The organism is Antarctobacter jejuensis, assembly GCF_052266595.1.
Taxonomy (GTDB): Bacteria; Pseudomonadota; Alphaproteobacteria; order Rhodobacterales; family Rhodobacteraceae; genus Antarctobacter; species Antarctobacter jejuensis.
Genome location: NZ_JBQQXJ010000016.1, coordinates 93,727 through 112,875 on the forward strand (window position 1 = coordinate 93,727; position 19,149 = coordinate 112,875).

The window sequence follows — 19,149 nt, forward strand, 5'->3', positions numbered from 1 at the left end:
TAGGGGCGGGTCTCTGGCCCGCCCCTTCCGTCGGTCCTCATGTTCAGACCGGTTCGCCCGCGTCCAGCCTTTCCAGAAACGCCTCCGCCTCTTTCAGCACGGTTTCGCGTTTGTCCGCATCCATACGGTCGAAGGTCCGGTACATCTGCGCCATGCGCGGATTGCCCTCGAACCGGTCACGATGACGCTCCATGAAATGCCAGTACAACAGGTTGAACGGACAGGCCCCCTCGCCTGTCTTTTTCGTCACCGCATAGTCGCAGGACTTGCAGTGATCCGACATCTTGTTGATGTAATTTCCCGAGGAAACATAAGGCTTTGAGGCGATGATGCCGCCATCGGCGAACTGGCTCATGCCCACCGTGTTTGGCGCCTCGACCCACTCGAATGCGTCGATGTAGACACTCAGATACCACTCGTGCAGCTGATGCGGACCGACGCCCGCCAGCAACGCGAAATTGCCCGTCACCATCAGCCGTTGGATATGGTGGGCATAGGCCTCGTCCCGGGTTTGCGCCACGGCCCGTTCCATGCAGCGCATCCCGGTTTTGCCACCCCAATAGAGCCAAGGCAAATCCCGCTTGTGTTTCAGGACGTTGCGCTCAGGATACTCTGGCCCTTCGCGGAAATAGATCCCACGGACGTACTCACGCCAGCCGATGATCTGACGGATATAGCCCTCGGCGGCATTGATCGGCACATCGCCGTTTTCATACGCCTTTTCAACGGCCTGACAGACCTCCAAAGGCTCCAGAAGGCCAATGTTCAGATAAGCGGACAACAGAGAGTGATAGAGGAATTTTTCCTCATCCAGCATCGCGTCCTGATAATCGCCAAAACAGGGCAGCGCCTCCGCCACGAAATGCTTCAGCGCCTCCAACGCCTGAGCCCTGTCAGTGGCAAACCGAAAAGGCCGCAACGCGCCGAAATTACCGTCGAACTTTGCTTCGACAAGATCCAGAACCTCCTCTGTCACGGCATCCGGTTCGAACCACTTCGGCGTGTAGGACACCCCGTCTTTTGCCGGTTTCCGGTTGTCATGGTCAAAGTTCCACTTGCCCCCGGCAGGCGCGTCGCCCTCCATCAGCAGTCCGGTTTTGCGCCGCATCTCGCGATAGAAATACTCCATCCGCAGCGCCTTGCGCCCTTCGGCCCAGTTGCCGAAATCCGCGTGGCTGGCGACAAAGCGATCGTCCTCCAGCATCCGCACCGTCAGCGGGCAATGCTGCAGGGCTTGGATCAGGCGCCACTCTCCAGGCTCCGTCGCGATCACTTCAGACGCACCGGTGTCCTCGGCCCGGCGCAGCAATTCGCCACAGATCGACCCGGCGTTTTCGCTGTCGTCCAGTTCCGCGTAGCGAACGTCCCATCCGTCATCGCGCAATTGCGCCGCGAATTTGCGCATGGCGGCAAAGATCAGCGCGATCTTCTTGGGATGGTGCGGGACGTATCCCGCCTCATCCGCCACCTCGGCCATGACCACCACGTCGCTGTCCTTGTCCGCCTCTTTCAGCGCAGACAGGCCCTCGCTCAACTGGTCGCCAAGGACCAGGACCAGGCGGCTCACCACGGGATCTCCTGCCCGGCGTAATCCAGAAATTTCCCCGTATCCTCGGCGCTTAGCCCCTGCACCACCGTAACCAGCCGTTCTGCCGCCACCTCCCGCGTCACCGTCGGGTGGCGATCCGCGTATTTCGCGGTGAAGGCGGTTTCCACCGTGCCCGGATGCAGGCAGACGCAGGCCAGTTTGCGATGCGTCCGCGCCAGTTCCACCGCCGCCGTATGCATCAACTGGTTCACCCCGGCCTTGGCCGCGCGATAGCTGTACCAGCCGCCCAAACGGTTATCGCCGATGGACCCAACCCGCGCAGATAGCACCGCAAAGACCGCCCGCCGGTCCCGAGGCAACAGCGGCAGGCTGTGTTTCAACACCATCATGGGGCCTATCGCATTCAGCAGGTATTGATCGGTCAGAGCCTTGACGTTCAGGGTTTTCAACGACTTCTCCGGCGCGGTCCCGTCGATTTCCAATGCCCCGGTGGCGACGAATACCGTATCGAACGGCCCCTCGATCCGGCGCAGGCAATCGCGGACGCTGCCCTCATCCGTGACGTCCAGCCCGTCGCGTGACCGCGATAGCCCGCTGACCGCGATACCCAAGCCCCGTAGATGCGCGGCCACCGCCCCGCCGATGCCGCCGCTGTCCCCGATGATCAATGCGTTTTCCATGACGGCGGACCTAGCGGCCCGGCGCGCGGCTTCAAGCGCCGCCGCCCACATCCTCGCGCGCGATGGCCACCGTCTTGACCACCGCGTGGCAATCGACACCGGGCGTAAGGCCCAGCGCCTCGGCTGACCGTTGCGTGACCCGCGCCAGAACCCGGCCCGCAGCCGTGTCGAGAGACACCAATGCCCCCGGCCCCTCCCCCGCCCGGATGGAATCCACTTTTCCCGGCAGGATGTTGAGCGCCGACAGACCCTCTGGCCGCGCACGCGACAGGATCACCTCCTGCGCCGCGATCCGCACCCGCAAATGCGCGCCGACCGGCTGTGGCACGCGCGGCAGGAACAGCGGGATTCCCCCGGCATTCACCTCTGTCAGCCCGTCGTCATGATGGGCAGTCACTCGTGCCTCCAGCACCGCGCCCACCGCGCGGATGCCCGCGGGCGTCACCTCGGGGTCACTCAGCACCTCGGATGCCGCGCCCTGCCGCACCACCTTGCCGTCCTGCAAGACAATGACCGTCGTCGCCAGCCGCGCCACCTCTGCCGCCGAATGGCTGACATAGAGGATCGGACAGCGCGCTTCATCCCTGAGGCGTTCGAAATAGGGCAGGATCTCCTGCTTGCGCGCTTCGTCCAGCGCCGCCAATGGCTCATCGGCCAGGATCAGACCCGGATCGGCCAACAGCGCGCGGCCGATGGCCACCCGCTGCTTTTCGCCCCCCGACAGTGCGCCGGGCCGCCGGTCCAGCAGCCCGCCCAGCCCCAGCATCTGGATCACCGGGTCCAGCCGCCGTTTGCTGCGCGAAAACCACCGTCCGTACAGCAAGTTCTGCCGCACCGTCAGATGCGGAAACAGGCGCGCCTCCTGAAAGACATAGCCAAGGTGGCGCTGATGCGGCGGCAACCACAGGCCCTGCGCGGTATCGCCCAACAGGCGCTCGTCGACCTTGACCCGCGCCGCATCGGGCCGCATCAACCCCGCCACGGCGTTGATGACGCTGGTCTTGCCCGACCCGGATCGGCCAAACAGCACGGTCAGCCCCGGCGGTGCGTCAAATGCGGCATCCAGCACAAAATCCCCCAGACGGTGACGGACAGACACCTCCAGCATCACGCGCCCCCCACCCGCGCCGCCACCCGGCGAGAGACCCATTCAGACAAAAGCAGCGCCAGCATCGCTACCACCACCGCCACAACGACAAGCCGCAGCGCCGCGCCTGCGCCACCGGGCACCTGCAGAAAGGCATAGATGGCCGAAGGCAACGTTTGCGTCCGACCGGGAATATTGGACACAAAGGTGATCGTCGCGCCGAACTCTCCCATCGCCTTGGCAAATCCCAGGATCGCGCCCGCAAGCACGCCGGGCAGCACCATGGGCAGCGTCACGGTGGCAAAGACCCAGATGCGTGAGGCCCCCAGCGTGGCCGCCGCCTGTTCCAGCTTGGGGTCCACCGCCTCGATCGACAGTCGCATGGCGCGCACCATCAGCGGAAACCCCATGATCCCCGCCGCCAGCGCCGCCCCGGTCCAGTTAAAGGCAAAGCGGATGCCCAACGCTTCCAGCGCCGCCCCAACCGGCGCGCGCGGAGAGAAGGTCAACAACAGCAGGTAACCGGTCACCACCGGCGGCAGGATCAGCGGCAGATGCACCAGCCCGTTGACCACCTGCTTGCCCGGAAACCGCCAGCGCGCCAGCGCATAAGCCACGAACAACCCAAACGGCAGCGCCACCACCGTCGCCCAGAACGACACCCGCAGGGACAATCGCACCGCCTGCCATTCCTCTGGGCCCAGCCAGTCCATCCCCTCAGTCACCCAGAACGGCAAAGCCGTGTTTCTCGAACACCGCCCGCGCCTCCGGGCCTTGCAGAAAGCTCAGGAACCCTGCCGCCACGGCCTCTCGCCCCGCCACGGCGGCCACCGGATAGCGGATCGGAGGATGGGACTCCTCTGGAAAGACGCCCAGCGCCGTGACTTTCGGATCGGCCAGCACGTCAGAGGCATAGACGATCCCCAAAGGCGCCTGCCCCAGCGACACCAGCGCCAGCGCCGCCCGTACGTTGTCCGTCTGCGCCACGCGCGGCGCGACATCCTCCCACAGGCCCAGCGACTCCAGCGCCGCTTTGCCATAAATCCCCGCCGGAACCGCATTCACCAGTGCCATCGCCAGCCGCCCGTCCCCCAGCAATCCGACAAGGTCCATCGTGGGCCCGATCTCCACCGGCGCGGACCCGACCGGACCCGCCAGAACCAACCGATTGCCCAATAGATCGACCCGCGTGCCCGGTGCGATCATCCCATCGCTCTCCAGCACCTCCATCCAGTCGGTATTGGCAAGGAATAAGACGTCCGCAGGCGCCCCCAACTGCACCTGCCGCGCCAGTGCAGACGACCCGGCATAGGACAATACCAGCCCGCCGTGTATCTGCGCCAATTCATCCAGGGCTGTCTTCAGGCTGGCGGCGGCAAAAACGGTCACCGGTTCGGCCAGGGCTGGCCGCGCCAGAAACACCAGCAAAAGCGCCAACCGCGCGAAATGTCTCGAAATCCGGATCATTGCACCGGAATATCTGGCACGCCGCGTCCCGCGTCACCAGTCCACATTTGAAAAAACCATGCGCCGACCGCCATCCAGCCCCGGGCATTCGTTTCTTTGGGCCGAAAAAAACCTTGGGGGGAATTGGCCGCAGGCCAAGGGGGGCAACGCCCCCGCTATCCGAACAACGCCTTGAACACCCCGACATTCTGGCGAAACCCGGCCTCGAAATCGCCGTTCCCCGGATGATAGACGCTCTCGAAAGAAACCACGCCATCATAGCTATCCGCCCGCAGGGCCTCCGCCAGCGGCGGGTACTGCCCGGCCAACTGCCCCTGCCCCATCGGGCGCACCTCCAGCGTGGCCTTGGGCGTGTCCACCTGAACATCCTTGATATGGATGTGACCAAGGTAGCCGCCCTTGGCCACGTCATATCCATCGGGAAAACAGGTCTCATGGCACCAACAATTGTTGGCCGGGTCCCAGAGGATCTTCAGCACATCCTTGGCATCCAGATCGTCGATCAGCCGCCGCGCGGTCCAGTTGGAGTTGACCATGGTGCCATTACCGGTTTCCACCACCAGCGTCACGCCCGCCTGCCGTGCCAGATCGACCGCAGGCGCAATCAGCGGCAGCATCGCGTCCCATGCCCCATGCGCCACGTTCCATCGTTCCGCGCCATGCGAACCCCAGAGGATCTGTTCCTTCTTCGGCGTCATGATGCGCACCAGCGGGCTGCCCACCACATGCGCCATGTCGATCACCCGCTTCAGCGCGTCCATGTGCGACACGTGCAGCGCGTCGCCCGGCACGTTTTCCTTTGTCATACCCGCAAAGATATGCCGCGACAGGCAACAGACCGGATGCCCCCGGTCGCGCAAAAGCGCATCCATCTCGCGCACCTGCTGCGGAGAATGGTCACCCACCTCGGCGTCCCAGACAAACTGCAACTCGGCGTATTCGATGCCGAATTCATCCATCACGTCGACCGTGTGGGCCAGATCTCGGCTGATCCCGTCACAGATCACGCCCAGTTTCATTTCGCCTCCGCGCGGTGCAGTTCCGCCCCCACGATATCCTCGATCACGCGGGTGCAGATCCAGTTGTCGCCGTTCGGGTATTTCGTCCTCCCGGCGGTAAAGATCTGCATGGCTGCGGCGGCGGTGTGCAGCGGCACACCCAGTTCCTCGCCCAGATCCATCGAAATGGTCAGATCCTTGTGCATGGTGTTGATATGGCTGCCGGTGCCTTCGAACTGGCGGTCTATGATCTTTTCCAGCGCGTTATTGATCAGCCCGCAACCCCCGGAGGAGGTCGAAAAGACGTCATAGATCACTTGTCCCGGCACACCCGCCTTGGCGGCCAGCGCCGCGGCCTCAAAGGTGGCAGAGAACATCGACCCCAGCAAAGATTGAAGGCAGGCCTTGACCGTCTGCCCGTCACCGGGGCGCGTGCCGACCCGATGGATATTGGCGCTGACCGCCTGCATGACCGGCGCATATTCATCCAGCAATGCGTCGGGTGCGGCGGCCATCATGGTCAGCGTTCCGCCCTGCGCGCCGGGATAACCACCCGACACCGGACTGTCGATCAGACGGATGCCGCTGCCCTCCAGCGCCGCACCGATGTCGCGGGCCTCGGCGGGTTTGATCGTCGCGGTCAGGATCACGCAACCGCCTTGGGGCAGCGTGTCGCGCAATCCGCCTTTGCCAAGGATCACTTCGCGGGTTTCGGCGCCGGTCATCACCATGACATAGACCGCGTCGCTGGCCCGGCCGACCTCGCCCACGTTGTTCAGGGGCGTACCGCCGCGCTCCGCCAGCGCCGCGTTGCGCTCTGGAATCAGGTCATATCCGCTGGTCTGGAACCCGGCCTTGACCAGGTTCCTTGCAAGACCAGAGCCCATGTCGCCCATGCCGATGACGCCAACGCGCATGTCATTTCCTCCCCGTGTTTTTCAGTGTTCTGCCCAGATTAACGGCAGTACATCACGAGGCGAGAAAAAACTCAGGTCAGCGACAGCCCGCGCTTCAGCGCCACAAGGTCCAGATCCTGCCCGATGAAGCTTGCGCCCGCGTCGATCGCCCGCTGGCCAAAGGCCGCATCCATCGTCAGCAGCCCCGCAGGCTTGCCTGCCGCGCGGATGCGTTTGATGCCGTCACAGACCGCCTTTTGCACCTCTTCGTGCGACGGCTGCCCGGGATATCCCATCGAAGCCGCAAGATCGGCAGGTCCGATGAACAACCCGTCGATGCCGGGCACATCTGCGATCGCCTCGATCTCTGCCAGCGCCTCGACGGTTTCCACCTGCACGATCAGGCAGATCTCATCGCGCGCCTTGGTGGCGTAATCCTTGACCGCCCCGAAATTGGTGGCCCGCGTGGTGCCCGCGACGCCGCGAATGCCCGCCGGAGGATAGGCCACAGCCGCCGCCGCCTGCGCGGCTTCTTCGGCGTTCTGGACATAGGGGATCACAAGGGTTTGAACGCCGATATCCAGCAGGCGCTTGATCTCTGGCGCGTTCAGCGAGGCCGGACGCGACAAGGCCGACACCGGGTAGGCCGACACCGCCTGCAACATCGGCAGCACGCGGATCGGATCCATCGGCGAATGTTCACAGTCGAACAGCATCCAGTCATAACCGCAGCCCGCCATCATCTCGGCGGCCAGCGGATCCGTCATGCTGCACCAGATTCCGCGTTGCAGTTGGCCCTGCAGGATCGCAGCCTTAAAGGCATTCTTTTTCAATTCCATCGTGGTCCTCTCCGTTCTGGCGCGACCCTAGCCGCGACAGGTCACCACACGCAAACGACAATTCCGGCGCTGCCCTGTGCGGTTGCGGAGCAAGTGGCGCGGCCTCTCTGCCGCTGTTGGCGCTAAACCGGACGAAAAAACGCGCCTTTGGCCTTGCAGGACACCGGTCTGTGGCCACAATAAGGGTCAGGGACGCGCATCAGGCGCAAAAAGGGGGACAGGGCCGCAGCGTGACGGATCAGAGGTTCACATCCAGACAGCACCCGATCCGCAGGGCGTTCGGCCTCTTCCGCTTTTGCCCCTGCGGCCTCCGCGATCCGTGGACCGGCGCTCCGAGGCGCTGAACCCTCGACCCGGCAACCCCTTTGCAGCCGCGGCACATCCCGCCCGGCGCGCATACCACGTTGCATTCCTGTCCGGCTTCCCGGACAAATCATTACCATCCCGATCCAGCGGAGACGCCAATGACCACGCAGAGCAGTCTTCTCCCCATCATCGCGCTGCTACCCTTTCTCGGCGCGCTTGTTCCCGGCGTGATGATCCGGGCGGGGCGGACCGCCACCGCCACATTCACCGCCGTTCCCACCGTCCTCGCCCTTATCATGCTGGGCACGCTTGCCCCCGGCGTGATGAACGGCACCGTCTACACCTGGTCCATGCCCTGGCTGCCACAGATGGGGCTGGAGGTGGCCTTTTTCCTGGACGGGCTGGGCCTGATGTTCGCCTGCATGATCCTTGGCGTCGGTCTGCTGATCACGCTTTATGCGCGCTACTACCTGTCCGGTGAGGATCCGGTCGGCCAGTTCTACACCTACCTGCTGCTGTTTCAGGGCGCGATGCTGGGCATCGTGATTTCAGACAACATCCTGCTTTTGCTGGTGTTCTGGGAGCTGACCTCGCTCTCCTCCTTCCTGTTGATCGGCTACTGGAAACACCTGCCCGAGGGCCGTCAGGGCGCGCGGATGGCGCTGACCGTGACCGGTGCGGGAGGCCTTGCGATGATCGGGGGGATGCTGATCCTTGGCAATATCGCGGGCAGCTACAACCTGACGGATATTCTGGCGGCGGGCGACGCGATCAAGGCGTCCGAGTGGTATCTGCCCGCGCTGATCCTGATCCTGCTGGGTGCCTTTACCAAGTCGGCGCAGTTCCCCTTCCACTTCTGGCTGCCGCACGCCATGGCCGCGCCGACCCCGGTTTCGGCCTACCTGCACTCGGCCACCATGGTGAAGGCGGGCGTCTTCCTGATGGCCCGCATGTGGCCCGCGCTGGCGGGGACAGAGGCGTGGTTCTACATCGTCGCCACTGTAGGCCTGATCACCATGGTCATGGCCGCCGTCATCGCGCTGTTCAAGGATGACCTGAAGGGGCTGCTGGCCTTCTCCACGGTCTCGCACCTTGGCCTTTTGACCATGCTTCTGGGCTTTGGGACAGAGGCGGCGGCCATTGCCGCCGTGTTCCACATTCTCAACCACCTGACCTTCAAGGCGGCGCTCTTCATGACCGCCGGAATTATCGACCACGAGGCGCACACCCGCGACATCAAACGTCTGGGCGGCCTTACCGCCCTGATGCCGATCACCGCAACCATCGGCGTGATCGCGGCGCTGTCTATGGCCGGGATTCCGCTGTTCAACGGTTTCCTGTCCAAGGAAATGATGCTGGAGGAAGCAAGCCACACCTACTGGTGGGAAAACCCGTGGATCGTGCCCGCGCTGGCCACCCTGGGTGCGCTGTTCTCGGTCGCTTACAGCTTTCGCTTCATCTTTCACGTCTTCGGCGGGCCGGTGCGCGACGACTATCCGCACAAGCCGCACGATCCGCCCGCAGGCATGTGGCTGTCGCCCGCATTCCTGTGCATCTTCGTGGTCCTGATCGGCATAGCGCCCTTCCTGGCCGAGGATGTGGTGAACATGGCCGCCAGCGCTGTCACCGGCCACACCACCCATGCCCACCTGAAGATCTGGCACGGCGTCACTCCGGCGCTCTACATGTCCATCATCGCCATCGTGGGCGGCGCGTTCGTTCTGCTGCTGCACAAGCCGCTGGACCGGTTCTGGATCGCTTCGGGCCCCTTCTATGCCAAGTCCGCCTTCGACGCGGTGATCGCGGGATGTGTCCGCCTCAGCCGCGGCATTTCGGAGACGCTGCATGACGGTTCGCTCAGCCGTTACCTTGCCATCTTTGTCGCAGCGACCGTTGTGGTGGGCTATATCGCCTTTTCCGGCGCGGATATCGCCCCAGCCACGCGGGACCTGTTGCCGGTGCCGCTGGTGGTTGCGGTTGGCTGGGTTCTGATGCTGGGGGCCACGGCGCTGGTCGTGACCCAGCACCACCAACGCTACCGCGCGCTGGTGGTGATCGGCGTCATCGGCCTGATGGTTTCCGCCGGGTTTGTCTACATGTCCGCGCCCGATCTTGCGCTGACGCAAATCTCGGTCGAGACGGTGACGATCATGCTGCTGCTGCTGGCGCTGCATTTCATCCCGAAAACCACACCGGCCGAAAGCTCGAACGGACGCCGCGCGCTGGACGGCACCATCGCCATCGCCGCCGGACTGGGGGTGGGCGCACTGTCCTATGCCTTCATGACGCGCGACTTCTCGACGATCTCGGAATACCACCTTGCGAATTCCTACAAGGGCGGCGGCGGCACCAACGTCGTCAACGTGATCCTCGTGGATTTCCGGGGCTATGACACCTACGGCGAAATCATCGTTCTGGGCATCGCCGGCCTTGCCATTTTTGCGCTGATGGAATCGCTGCTGTCCGGTCCCGCCGGGGCGCGGCTGCGCAATTCCGGCTACAACTTCGACCGCTCGCATGACCGCCATCCGCTGATGATGGTTGTCGCCACCCGTGTGATGATGCCCATCGCGCTGATGGTCGGCATCTACATCTTCCTGCGCGGTCACAACCAGCCGGGTGGCGGCTTTGTCGCCGGTCTCATCTTCTCCATCGCGCTGCTGATGCAATACATGGCCTCCGGCTTTGCCTGGACCATGCGGCGCCAGCAGCTGGAGTATCACGCGATGATCGGCTGGGGCGTGGTGATCGCCGGGTTGACCGGCGCGGGCGCATGGCTGTCCGGCACCAACTTCCTCACCTCGGCCTTCGGCTATGTTCACATTCCCCCCATCGAGGAATTCGAACTGGCCACCGCCGCGCTGTTTGACCTTGGGGTTTTCCTCACCGTGCTGGGGGCCGTGATGCTGATGCTCTACAGCTTCAGCCGCATGGCGCGCCATGCCGGTGAAACCGTGAACCCCGAACCCATGGACTATGACCCTTCGCGCCCCGTGAAGATGGTCGAGAAAGGAAAGGCTTGAGATGGAATTCATCGTCGCAAGCTCCATTGGCGCGCTGACCGCGGGCGGGGTCTACCTGCTGTTGCGTCTGCGCGCCTTCCCGGTCGTGCTTGGGCTGGCTCTGCTGTCCTATGCCGTGAACATCTTTCTGTTCTCGACCGGGCGGCTGACCATCGGCGCGCCGCCGATCCTGAACAAATATGCCGATGTGCCCTATACGGATCCGCTGCCTCAGGCGCTGGTCCTGACGGCCATCGTGATTTCCTTTGGCATGACCGCCGTTCTGGTCATGTTCGCGCTGGGGGCCTACCTGGAAGCCGGGCATGACAGGATCGACATGACCGAAGACGCTGAAAAGGATGACGCGGCATGAGTCACTGGATCATCGCTCCTGTCGTTCTGCCCGCCATGATGGCGCCGCTGATCGGCTACATCATGCGCCACGACATCACGCTGGCGCGGGTGGCCTCTGCCGCCTCGACCGTCGCGCTGTTCCTGATCGCGCTGGGCCTTGCGGTCTGGGCGGCGGACGGCGGCACCCACGTCTACCGCCTTGGCGACTGGCCTGCGCCCTTTGGCATCGTTCTGGTTCTGGACCGTCTGTCGGCCATGATGGTCCTTCTGACCACGGCGCTGGCGCTGATCGTGCTCTGGCATGCCATCGCCACCGGGTGGGACGCCAAGGGACGCCATTTCCATGCGCTCTACCAGTTTCAGCTGATGGGCATCTGTGGCGCCTTCCTGACCGGCGACGCCTTCAACCTGTTCGTCTTCTTCGAGGTCCTGCTGATCGCCTCCTATGGCCTGATGGTCCACGGAGGCGGTAAGGTTCGGTTGCAGGCGGGCCTGCAATACGTCGTTATGAACCTTGGCGGGTCGACGCTATTCCTGTTTGCGCTTGGCACGATGTATGCCGCGACCGGCACGCTGAACATGGCGGATCTGGCGGTCAAGGTGCCGCTGATTCCGCAAGAGGACGCCGCGATGGTGCGCCTTGCCGCGGTTCTGTTGCTGGTGGTCTTCATGATCAAGGCGGCGATGTTCCCGGTGCAGTTCTGGCTGCCCGGCACCTATGCCAACGCCCCCGCCCCCGTGGCGGCGCTGTTCGCGATCATGACCAAGGTCGGCGCCTATGCCATCATCCGGCTTCACACGGTTTCCTTTGGCCCCAGTGCCCCCGCGATCGAGGGGATGCTGGACCGCTGGCTGTTCCCGGCGGCGATGGTAACGCTGGTGCTGGGGGCGCTTGGCGTGCTGGCCGCGCGGCGGCTGATGCCCCTGCTGTCCTTTGCCGTGATCGGGTCGATGGGCACGCTGATGCTGGCCGTGGCTGCATCCGACCCCTATGCAACCGAAACCGCGCTCTATTACCTCGTGCACTCCACCTTCTCGGCAGCGGCGCTGTTCCTGCTGGCGGATCTGGTCATCACCCGGCGCGGCAACGACAGGCTGAACGTACAGCCGCCGCTGGCACAGAACGGCCTGTTCGCGGCGCTGTTCTTTGCCGCCGCCATCGCCATGGCCGGGATGCCGCCGCTGTCCGGCTTCCTAGGCAAGTTGCTGATCCTTGATGCACTACGCGACCCCGATCTGATGACATGGGCGTGGAGCGGGATCCTGATCACCTCGCTGATCACCATCGTGGGTTTTGCCCGCGCGGGCAGCATGCTGTTCTGGAAATCCACCTCCGTCGCCACGCCGGACGGCATGGGCCCCATCGACGCAGATCCCCTGCCTGACCCGGCGCGCGGTACCGAACTGGCGCCTGTCATGGCACTGATCGCGCTGCTGGCCCTGCTGGCGGCGCTGGCCGGGCCAGCCACCGGATATATGCGGGCAGCGGCAGAGCAACTGTACCAACCCCAAGGTTACATCGACAGCGTTCTGGCCCCGGTCGAAAAGCCGGAGCCGAAGGATCCCCAGAAGGCAGACAGCCATGACGCCAAGCCTGACGCCGATCCCCACGCGGAAGAGGAGCACTGAGCCATGTTCAAACGCATCTTCCCGCATCCGCTGCTCAGCCTCGCCCTCCTGATCGTCTGGCTGATGCTGGTGAACAAGGTCACGCCGGGCAACGTTCTTCTGGGCGCCTTCCTCGGCATCATCGTCCCAAAGATCACCGCGCCCTATTGGCCCGGACGACCGCAGCTAAAACGGCCCCTTCTGGCGATCCCCTATTTCTTCATTGTCCTCTGGGACATTGTCGTCGCCAGCATTCAGGTCGCCGCCATCGTGCTGTTCAAGCCGCGCAAGGACATCCACTCCAAGTGGATCGTCGTTCCGCTGGAACTGACCTCGGCAGAGGCCATCACCCTTCTGGCCGGGACGATCACCATGACGCCCGGCACCGTCACGGCGCTGGTCGCCGCCGACGGGACCAACCTGCTGGTGCATTGCCTGCACACCGATGACCCCGACGGGGTCCGCGACGACATCAAGTCCCGCTACGAGGCCCGCCTCATGGAGATTTTCGGATGATCACCTACGCGCTCTACTTTGCCTTCACCTGCTTCGGGCTGGGCCTGCTGTTCAACCTCTGGCGCATCATCAACGGCCCCGGTCAGGCGGACCGCGTGCTGGCACTGGATACCATGGTCATCAACGTGATCGCGCTCTTGGTGCTTTACGGCATCTTCCTTGGCACCGCCGTCTATTTCGAGGCCGCGATGCTGGTCGCCATGGTGGGTTTCGTTTCGACCGTCGCCTACTGCCGCTTCCTGCTGCGCGGCGACATCATCGAATAAGGGAGAAGACCATGATCGTTGAAATCCTCGTCTCTGCCTTTCTGGTCATCAGCGGCATCTTCGGCCTTGTCGGCTCTTTGGGGCTGCTGAAACTGACCGACACCCTGCAACGCCTGCACGCGCCCACCAAGGCGACGACGCTGGGTGTCGGCGGCGTGTTGATCGCCTCGATGCTGTATATGCTGCTGGTCAAGGATCACCTCTCGTTCCACGAGTTGATGATCACGCTGTTCCTGTTCCTGACTGCGCCGATCTCGACCCTGTTCATCGCCCACACGCATATCCTGACCCGGATGCGCAAATCGGACCTGCCCGAAACCGGCGGCGAACATGGCTGGACCATCTACGAGGATCCGCCGGAACAACTGGCAGAGCCCACCGAAGACACGGCGTAACCCAATCATAAAAAACCGCCCGCCAGGTTCCCCCGGCGGGCGGTTTTCTTTTACGTTCTCAGCTGATTAGCCGATGATCGCGTTCAGCGTGGCCGAGGGACGCATCACTGCCGCGGTCTTTGCCGGGTCGGTGTGATAGTATCCGCCCAGATCCGCCGCAGAACCCTGCGCCGCTGCCAGTTCGGAGACAATCGCCGCCTCGCCATCGGCCAGAGCCTTGGCAACGGGGGCGAAATGTGCGGCCATCTCGGCGTCGTCGGACTGCGCGGCCAGCGCCTCTGCCCAGTAACGCGCAAACCAGTAGTGGCTGTCACGGTTGTCCGGCTCACCGACCTTGCGCGACGGCGAACGGTCATTGTCGAGAATGCCCTGCGTGGCAACCTCGACCGCGTCGCCCAGAACACGCGCCTTGGCGTTGCCCTTCTGGTCAGCGAGGAACTTGAACGATTCCCCCAGCGCACAGAACTCACCCAGGCTGTCCCAGCGCAGGTGGTTTTCTGCCTGCAACTGCTGAACGTGCTTGGGAGCGGAACCGCCCGCGCCGGTCTCAAAGAGGCCGCCACCGTTCATCAGCTTGACGATGGACAGCATCTTTGCGCTCGTCGCCAGTTCAAGGATCGGGAACAGGTCGGTCAGGTAGTCACGCAGCACGTTGCCGGTGATGGCGATTGTGTTCTCACCCTTGGTGATGGTTTCCAGCGACGCGCGGGTAGCCTCACGCGGGGCCATGATCTCGAACATGTCGGCCACGCCTTTGGCCTCCAGGATCGGCTTGACCATCGAGATCAGCTGCGCATCGTGCGCCCGGGTTTCGTCCAGCCAGAAGATCGCGCGATAACCGGTGGCCTTCTGACGGTCGATGGCCAGGTTCACCCAGTCTTCGATCGGCGCCTTGCGGGCCGAGGCAGAGCGCCAGATGTCTCCGGCCTCAACCGCGTGCGAATGCAGCACAGTGCCATCGTCGAGGATCATCTTGACGGTGCCGTTTGCCGGGATCTCGAAGGTGGTCGGGTGGGACCCGTATTCCTCGGCCTTCTGCGCCATCAGGCCAAGGTTCTGAACGGTGCCGGCGGTGGCCGGGTTCAGTTTTCCGTTGGTTTTGAAGAACTCGATCGCCTCGTCGTAGACCGGCGCATAGCAGTTGTCGGGAATGACACAGGTGGTGTCATGCTCCTTGCCATCCGGGCCCCAGCCCTTACCGCCTGCGCGGATCAGAGCGGGCATGGACGCGTCGATGATGACGTCCGAAGGCACATGCAGGTTGGTGATGCCACGATCCGAATCGACCATATACATCGGCGGACGCTGTGCGGTGACCTCTTCGATCGCGGCAACGATGTCCGGTTCACCCTTCACCTTTTCCAGCAGGGTGCCAAGGCCAGCGTTGCCGGACACGCCCAGCTCGGCCAGCTTGTCGCCGTACTTTTCGAACACCGGCGCCAGCCATGCCTTGACCGCGTGGCCAAAGATGATCGGGTCGGACACCTTCATCATGGTGGCCTTCATGTGCAGCGAGAAAAGCGTACCGTCGGCCTTCACCTTCTCGATTTCCTCGGCAAGGAACTGATCCAGAACCTTGGCCGACATGAAAGTCGCGTCGACGACAGTGCCCGCCGGGTAGGACACGCCCTCTTTCAGGACGGTTTCGCCATCGGCGGTTTCCAGAACGATCTTGGCTGTGGCCGCTTTGTCCAGCGTGGCCGAAACCTCGTTGGCAAAGAAGTCATAGCCCGGCATCGACGCCACACGCGTCTTGCTGTCAGCGGTCCACTCACCCATGCGGTGCGGGTTGTTCTGGGCGAATTTCTTGACGGCGGCGGCGGCACGGCGGTCAGAGTTGCCCTCGCGCAGCACCGGGTTCACGGCAGAGCCCTTGAGCGTATCGTACTTGGCGCGAACGGCCTTTTCCTCATCGGTCTTCGGCTCTTCGGGGTAGTCCGGTAGCGCGTAGCCCTGGCTTTGCAGTTCCTTCACCGCGGCGACCAGCTGCGGGACCGAGGCCGAAATGTTCGGCAGCTTGATCACGTTCGCCTCGGGTGTCTTCACCAGCTCACCCAGCGCGGCAAGATCGTCCGACTGGCGCTGCTCTTCGGTCAGGGCCTCGGGGAAGGTGGAAATGATGCGGCCCGCAAGGCTGATGTCCTTGGTCCCGACGCTGACACCGGCGGCGGCGGCGAACTTCTGGATGATCGGCAACAGCGAAGCCGAGGCCAGCTCGGGCGCTTCGTCAACCGTGGTATAAATGATGTCGGGCGTGGAATCGGTCATATGTCCGGCCTTTCTGAACATGGATGGCGGGTTTGGCCCGTGCATAGGACAAACGGGGCGGCGCGTCTACTGTATGCCGATGTATACAGTGTCGCATTTGGCGGATTTCCGTCACCGGTCAAAAGGGGCGGCGCGGTGCAGCCGCCTCGTCGGACAAATCGACGAGAACAAGTCCGTGCGCCAGCCACACTAAGACCTGCGAACGGACTGCTTGTATGCCAAGCCGCCGCCCATGCTGCGAACAGCAAAAGAGGTTCTATGTTGGAGAGAAGTGGTGCGGTGAAGGGACTGGCATTTAGTAGATAAGCTCTTGAATTAATTCATATAGTTATACGGCAATGTTTCGCTTACCCCCAGATATACCCCCAAATCCGTCCGTCAGTGGCGATATAGCGCCTCTTGGACCCTCAGGAACGCTGCTCGGATGACTCCCAAATCACCGATCTTGCTCTTGGCCTCAGATACCCCGCCGAACCGCGCCGTCAGATATTCGCCGAGCTTGTCCATCTGGAGTTCTTCGAACCCCCGCTCTTCATAGGCTGACAAGACACTTGCCAGCAACTCTCGCAGATCACCGTTCTCTTGGCCATCAACATCCGGCTTTGCAGCTTCTACACGCTCTTCACGCGTTTTCTGTTCCGCTTGATACAGGATGTAAGCCAAAACGTCGAAGAGGTCGCTGTTCTCGGCGCTGGCCATGCGCCTGATCTCTTTCAGCTTCTCGGCGTCATAACCTCGATCAGAAAGCTGCTGGACCAAGGCAACCCGCGTCTTGGGGTTGCTCCACTTCTGGCGCAACTCGTCCTCGTCTTTGATCAGCCCGGAAAGATCTCCGAATAGCTGTTCAAGGAACTGTTGCGCCGTCATGGGCCGTCCGTCTGCGCTCCAATATGTCGTAGTTGCCAGATATCGAATGTCGCGCACCGACCCATCTGAAAGGCTGATCCTGATCTTGGCGGGCCTCTCGTCGTCTTCTGGCGCGTCGTCAGGCTTTGGGGAAGGATCGTCAGTATCGCTTGGCCCGGACGGCGGGCGCGGGGTTGGTGGTTCTGGATCGTCAGGCTCGCCATCCCACTCGGGATCTTGAAAGTTCAGATGTGCTTTCACGAAGTCCCAGATGGTGAAGTAATCCTTCCCCTGATAAGTCCGCGTTCCACGCCCGATGATCTGCTTGAACTCGATCATCGACTTCACGGGCCGCATCAGAACGATGTTGCGAATGTTCCGGGCATCTACGCCAGTTGAGAGCTTCTGAGAGGTGGTCAGGATCGTGGGAATGGTCTTTTTGTTGTCTTGAAACGTCCGCAACCACGCCTCGCCGACCGCGCCATCCTCTGCCGTGACCCGGTGGCAATAATCCGGGTGGTTGCTCACCTTCACCTGGTTGATCAGATCGCGCACCAGCGCCGCGTGGTCCTGCGTCGCACAGAACACCAACGTCTTTTCGCGCTGGTCGATCTGGCTCATGAACTCCTGAACTCGGCTCAACTCGCGTTCTTTGATGATCACCCGGGTATTGAAGTCGTTCTCAGAGAATTCTTCACCCTCTTCGACCTCGCCTTCGATCAACTCGTCGGAGCCATCCCAGACGTATTCGTCAATCGTGCTGGCCATCTGGCGCACCTTGAAGGGCGTCAGGAAACCGTCCTCGATCCCGTCGCGCAGGGCGTAGGTATAAACCGGCTCGCCGAAATAGGCGTAGGTATCCGCGTTGTGCTTGCGTTTGGGCGTGGCGGTCAGGCCAAGCTGATAGGCCGGTTCGAAATACTCCAGCACCTGCCGCCATTCGCTTTCGTCCTTCGCCCCGCCCCGGTGGCATTCGTCGATCACGATGAAGTCGAAAAACCCCGGGTCGTATTGCTTGTAGACCGGTTCACCTTCGCCGGTCATGAAGGTCTGGAAGATGGTGAAGAACAGGCTCGCGTTCTTCGGCACCGCGCCCTTGTTCTTGCGGATCGTCGCCGGGTCGATCCGCGTCACCGCATCGCTGGGGAAGGCGGAAAACGAGTTGAAGGCCTGATCGGCGAGGATGTTGCGGTCGGCAAGGAACAGGATGCGCGGGCGGCGCGCGGGTTCGCCGGACAGGTTCCATTTCGAGTGGAACAGCTTCCACGCGGTCTGAAAGGCGATAGCGGTCTTGCCCGTACCGGTGGCAAGCGTCAGCAGGATGCGGCGGTCGCCCTTGGCGATGGCCTCCAGCGCGGCGTTGATGGCGTTGTGCTGGTAGTAGCGCAGTTCCCACTTGCCGCCGCCGTCCTCGAAGGGCACCGCGCCGAAACGGTCGCGCCAGAGGTTCGCCGCGCCAAAGGTCATGTTCCATAGCTGGTCCGGCGTAGGGAAAGGCGGGGCGGTATCGCCCTCCTTGCCCTTCATGTCGATGTGATACCAGCCGATCCCGTTGGTGGCCCAGGCAAACCGACAGCCCAGCCGGGTGGCGTAATCCTTGGCCTGCCCAACCCCGTCGCGGTGGGATTTGCCCGCGCGCTTGGCCTCGATCACGCCGAGCTTCTGGCCCTTGTAGGTCAGAACGTAATCGGCAGAGAGGCCCCGGCCCCGCGTGCCGCCGGACTGTATGCGCCCGGGACAGATCACTTCACGACGCACCTTGGAGCCGTTCTGGCCCCAGCCCGACGCCGCAAGGACGGGGTCTACGCGCTCGGCTCGGGTATCGGCTTCGGTTTCGTCGTGAATGCTCATCAGGTTTACTCGGATCAGTTATTGTCTGTCCGCTTCGTCGGGACGATAGTCATATCGAGCTTCATTGCCGCCGACCTCGACAGGTTGTTCATTCCTAGGGTCAGGATTCATAACCAGTAGATGACGAGGGCGGCGAGGGCGATGGCCGAAAAGAAGACCTTCGGGCACCGGTCATATCGGGTGGCCACACGCCTCCAGTCCTTGAGTCTTCCGAACATGAT

General features: G+C 62.9%; 16 protein-coding genes and 1 pseudogene. 6 read left to right on the forward strand and 11 right to left on the reverse strand.

What is annotated here, in order from left to right; genetic code table 11:
* Positions 1-43: 43 nt before the first annotated feature.
* The 8 genes from ACTXGA_RS19665 to ACTXGA_RS19700 all read right to left on the reverse strand — a co-directional run bounded on the left by ACTXGA_RS19665 (position 44) and on the right by ACTXGA_RS19700 (position 7,516).
* Positions 44-1,570, reverse strand: a complete 1,527-nt coding sequence (locus ACTXGA_RS19665) for a cryptochrome/photolyase family protein (protein ID WP_443396319.1) — start codon at positions 1,568-1,570, stop codon at positions 44-46.
* Positions 1,564-2,229 carry an SDR family NAD(P)-dependent oxidoreductase gene (locus ACTXGA_RS19670; protein WP_443396320.1) on the reverse strand — a complete coding sequence of 222 codons (666 nt, stop codon included), beginning with the start codon at positions 2,227-2,229 and terminating at the stop codon, positions 1,564-1,566. Before ACTXGA_RS19670 ends, ACTXGA_RS19665 begins: the two co-directional genes overlap by 7 nt.
* Positions 2,230-2,260: 31 nt before the next feature.
* Complete coding sequence (gene modC / locus ACTXGA_RS19675) at positions 2,261-3,337, reverse strand: molybdenum ABC transporter ATP-binding protein (protein WP_443396321.1); 1,077 nt, start codon at positions 3,335-3,337, stop codon at positions 2,261-2,263.
* Positions 3,337-4,029, reverse strand: a complete 693-nt coding sequence (gene modB / locus ACTXGA_RS19680) for a molybdate ABC transporter permease subunit (protein ID WP_443396322.1) — start codon at positions 4,027-4,029, stop codon at positions 3,337-3,339. Before modB ends, modC begins: the two co-directional genes overlap by 1 nt.
* Positions 4,030-4,033: 4 nt before the next feature.
* Positions 4,034-4,783, reverse strand: a complete 750-nt coding sequence (modA, locus tag ACTXGA_RS19685) for a molybdate ABC transporter substrate-binding protein (protein WP_443396323.1) — start codon at positions 4,781-4,783, stop codon at positions 4,034-4,036.
* 155 nt (positions 4,784-4,938) lie between these two features.
* Entirely contained in the window at positions 4,939-5,802 is an 864-nt protein-coding gene (locus ACTXGA_RS19690) for a sugar phosphate isomerase/epimerase family protein (RefSeq protein WP_443396324.1), read from the reverse strand.
* The gene (locus ACTXGA_RS19695; protein ID WP_443396325.1) at positions 5,799-6,698 is read right to left on the reverse strand and encodes an NAD(P)-dependent oxidoreductase; all 900 of its coding nucleotides are present in this window, start codon (positions 6,696-6,698) and stop codon (positions 5,799-5,801) included. The genes ACTXGA_RS19690 and ACTXGA_RS19695 overlap by 4 nt, the downstream gene beginning before the upstream one ends.
* Positions 6,699-6,769: 71 nt before the next feature.
* The gene (locus ACTXGA_RS19700) at positions 6,770-7,516 is read right to left on the reverse strand and encodes an HpcH/HpaI aldolase family protein (RefSeq protein ID WP_443396326.1); all 747 of its coding nucleotides are present in this window, start codon (positions 7,514-7,516) and stop codon (positions 6,770-6,772) included.
* 464 nt (positions 7,517-7,980) lie between these two features.
* On the opposite strand from ACTXGA_RS19700, the gene ACTXGA_RS19705 reads away from it, so the two are divergent.
* The 6 genes from ACTXGA_RS19705 to ACTXGA_RS19730 are packed head-to-tail and all read left to right on the forward strand — an operon-like array spanning position 7,981 to position 13,963.
* On the forward strand, positions 7,981-10,845 hold the full coding sequence (locus tag ACTXGA_RS19705; protein WP_443396327.1) for a monovalent cation/H+ antiporter subunit A: 2,865 nt from the start codon (positions 7,981-7,983) through the stop codon (positions 10,843-10,845).
* Position 10,846: 1 nt separating this feature from the next.
* The gene (locus tag ACTXGA_RS19710) at positions 10,847-11,197 is read left to right on the forward strand and encodes a Na+/H+ antiporter subunit C (RefSeq protein WP_443396328.1); all 351 of its coding nucleotides are present in this window, start codon (positions 10,847-10,849) and stop codon (positions 11,195-11,197) included.
* Entirely contained in the window at positions 11,194-12,807 is a 1,614-nt protein-coding gene (locus tag ACTXGA_RS19715) for a monovalent cation/H+ antiporter subunit D (RefSeq protein WP_443396329.1), read from the forward strand. Before ACTXGA_RS19710 ends, ACTXGA_RS19715 begins: the two co-directional genes overlap by 4 nt.
* A gap of 3 nt (positions 12,808-12,810) precedes the next feature.
* Positions 12,811-13,302: a Na+/H+ antiporter subunit E gene (locus ACTXGA_RS19720; RefSeq protein WP_443396330.1), complete on the forward strand. Its 492-nt coding sequence runs from the start codon at positions 12,811-12,813 to the stop codon at positions 13,300-13,302.
* Positions 13,299-13,568, forward strand: a complete 270-nt coding sequence (locus tag ACTXGA_RS19725; protein ID WP_443396331.1) for a K+/H+ antiporter subunit F — start codon at positions 13,299-13,301, stop codon at positions 13,566-13,568. The genes ACTXGA_RS19720 and ACTXGA_RS19725 overlap by 4 nt, the downstream gene beginning before the upstream one ends.
* An 11-nt stretch (positions 13,569-13,579) precedes the next feature.
* Positions 13,580-13,963 carry a Na+/H+ antiporter subunit G gene (locus tag ACTXGA_RS19730; RefSeq protein WP_443396332.1) on the forward strand — a complete coding sequence of 128 codons (384 nt, stop codon included), beginning with the start codon at positions 13,580-13,582 and terminating at the stop codon, positions 13,961-13,963.
* Positions 13,964-14,029: 66 nt separating this feature from the next.
* Here the strand turns inward: ACTXGA_RS19730 and ACTXGA_RS19735 are convergent, their stop codons facing one another.
* From ACTXGA_RS19735 to ACTXGA_RS19745, 3 genes and pseudogenes are all read right to left on the reverse strand, one after another.
* Positions 14,030-16,231 carry an NADP-dependent isocitrate dehydrogenase gene (locus tag ACTXGA_RS19735; protein WP_443396333.1) on the reverse strand — a complete coding sequence of 734 codons (2,202 nt, stop codon included), beginning with the start codon at positions 16,229-16,231 and terminating at the stop codon, positions 14,030-14,032.
* Between the two features lie 378 nt (positions 16,232-16,609).
* Positions 16,610-18,928, reverse strand: a complete 2,319-nt coding sequence (gene hsdR / locus ACTXGA_RS19740) for an EcoAI/FtnUII family type I restriction enzme subunit R (RefSeq protein WP_443396334.1) — start codon at positions 18,926-18,928, stop codon at positions 16,610-16,612.
* 107 nt (positions 18,929-19,035) lie between these two features.
* Positions 19,036-19,149 (reverse strand): annotated as a pseudogene (locus tag ACTXGA_RS19745) (IS5/IS1182 family transposase); the annotation flags it as partial.

What these genes read in the sequence shown, in the direction of transcription:
- ACTXGA_RS19670 (WP_443396320.1), bottom strand. Translation starts at nt 2,229, where the DNA reads ATGGAAAACGCATTGATCATCGGGGACAGCGGCGGCATCGGCGGGGCG.
- modC (WP_443396321.1), bottom strand. Translation starts at nt 3,337, where the DNA reads ATGCTGGAGGTGTCTGTCCGTCACCGTCTGGGGGATTTTGTGCTGGAT.
- modB (WP_443396322.1), bottom strand. Translation starts at nt 4,029, where the DNA reads ATGGACTGGCTGGGCCCAGAGGAATGGCAGGCGGTGCGATTGTCCCTG.
- modA (WP_443396323.1), bottom strand. Translation starts at nt 4,783, where the DNA reads ATGATCCGGATTTCGAGACATTTCGCGCGGTTGGCGCTTTTGCTGGTG.
- ACTXGA_RS19690 (WP_443396324.1), bottom strand. Translation starts at nt 5,802, where the DNA reads ATGAAACTGGGCGTGATCTGTGACGGGATCAGCCGAGATCTGGCCCAC.
- ACTXGA_RS19695 (WP_443396325.1), bottom strand. Translation starts at nt 6,698, where the DNA reads ATGCGCGTTGGCGTCATCGGCATGGGCGACATGGGCTCTGGTCTTGCA.
- ACTXGA_RS19700 (WP_443396326.1), bottom strand. Translation starts at nt 7,516, where the DNA reads ATGGAATTGAAAAAGAATGCCTTTAAGGCTGCGATCCTGCAGGGCCAA.
- ACTXGA_RS19705 (WP_443396327.1), top strand. Translation starts at nt 7,981, where the DNA reads ATGACCACGCAGAGCAGTCTTCTCCCCATCATCGCGCTGCTACCCTTT.
- ACTXGA_RS19710 (WP_443396328.1), top strand. Translation starts at nt 10,847, where the DNA reads ATGGAATTCATCGTCGCAAGCTCCATTGGCGCGCTGACCGCGGGCGGG.
- ACTXGA_RS19715 (WP_443396329.1), top strand. Translation starts at nt 11,194, where the DNA reads ATGAGTCACTGGATCATCGCTCCTGTCGTTCTGCCCGCCATGATGGCG.
- ACTXGA_RS19720 (WP_443396330.1), top strand. Translation starts at nt 12,811, where the DNA reads ATGTTCAAACGCATCTTCCCGCATCCGCTGCTCAGCCTCGCCCTCCTG.
- ACTXGA_RS19725 (WP_443396331.1), top strand. Translation starts at nt 13,299, where the DNA reads ATGATCACCTACGCGCTCTACTTTGCCTTCACCTGCTTCGGGCTGGGC.
- ACTXGA_RS19730 (WP_443396332.1), top strand. Translation starts at nt 13,580, where the DNA reads ATGATCGTTGAAATCCTCGTCTCTGCCTTTCTGGTCATCAGCGGCATC.
- ACTXGA_RS19735 (WP_443396333.1), bottom strand. Translation starts at nt 16,231, where the DNA reads ATGACCGATTCCACGCCCGACATCATTTATACCACGGTTGACGAAGCG.
- hsdR (WP_443396334.1), bottom strand. Translation starts at nt 18,928, where the DNA reads ATGAGCATTCACGACGAAACCGAAGCCGATACCCGAGCCGAGCGCGTA.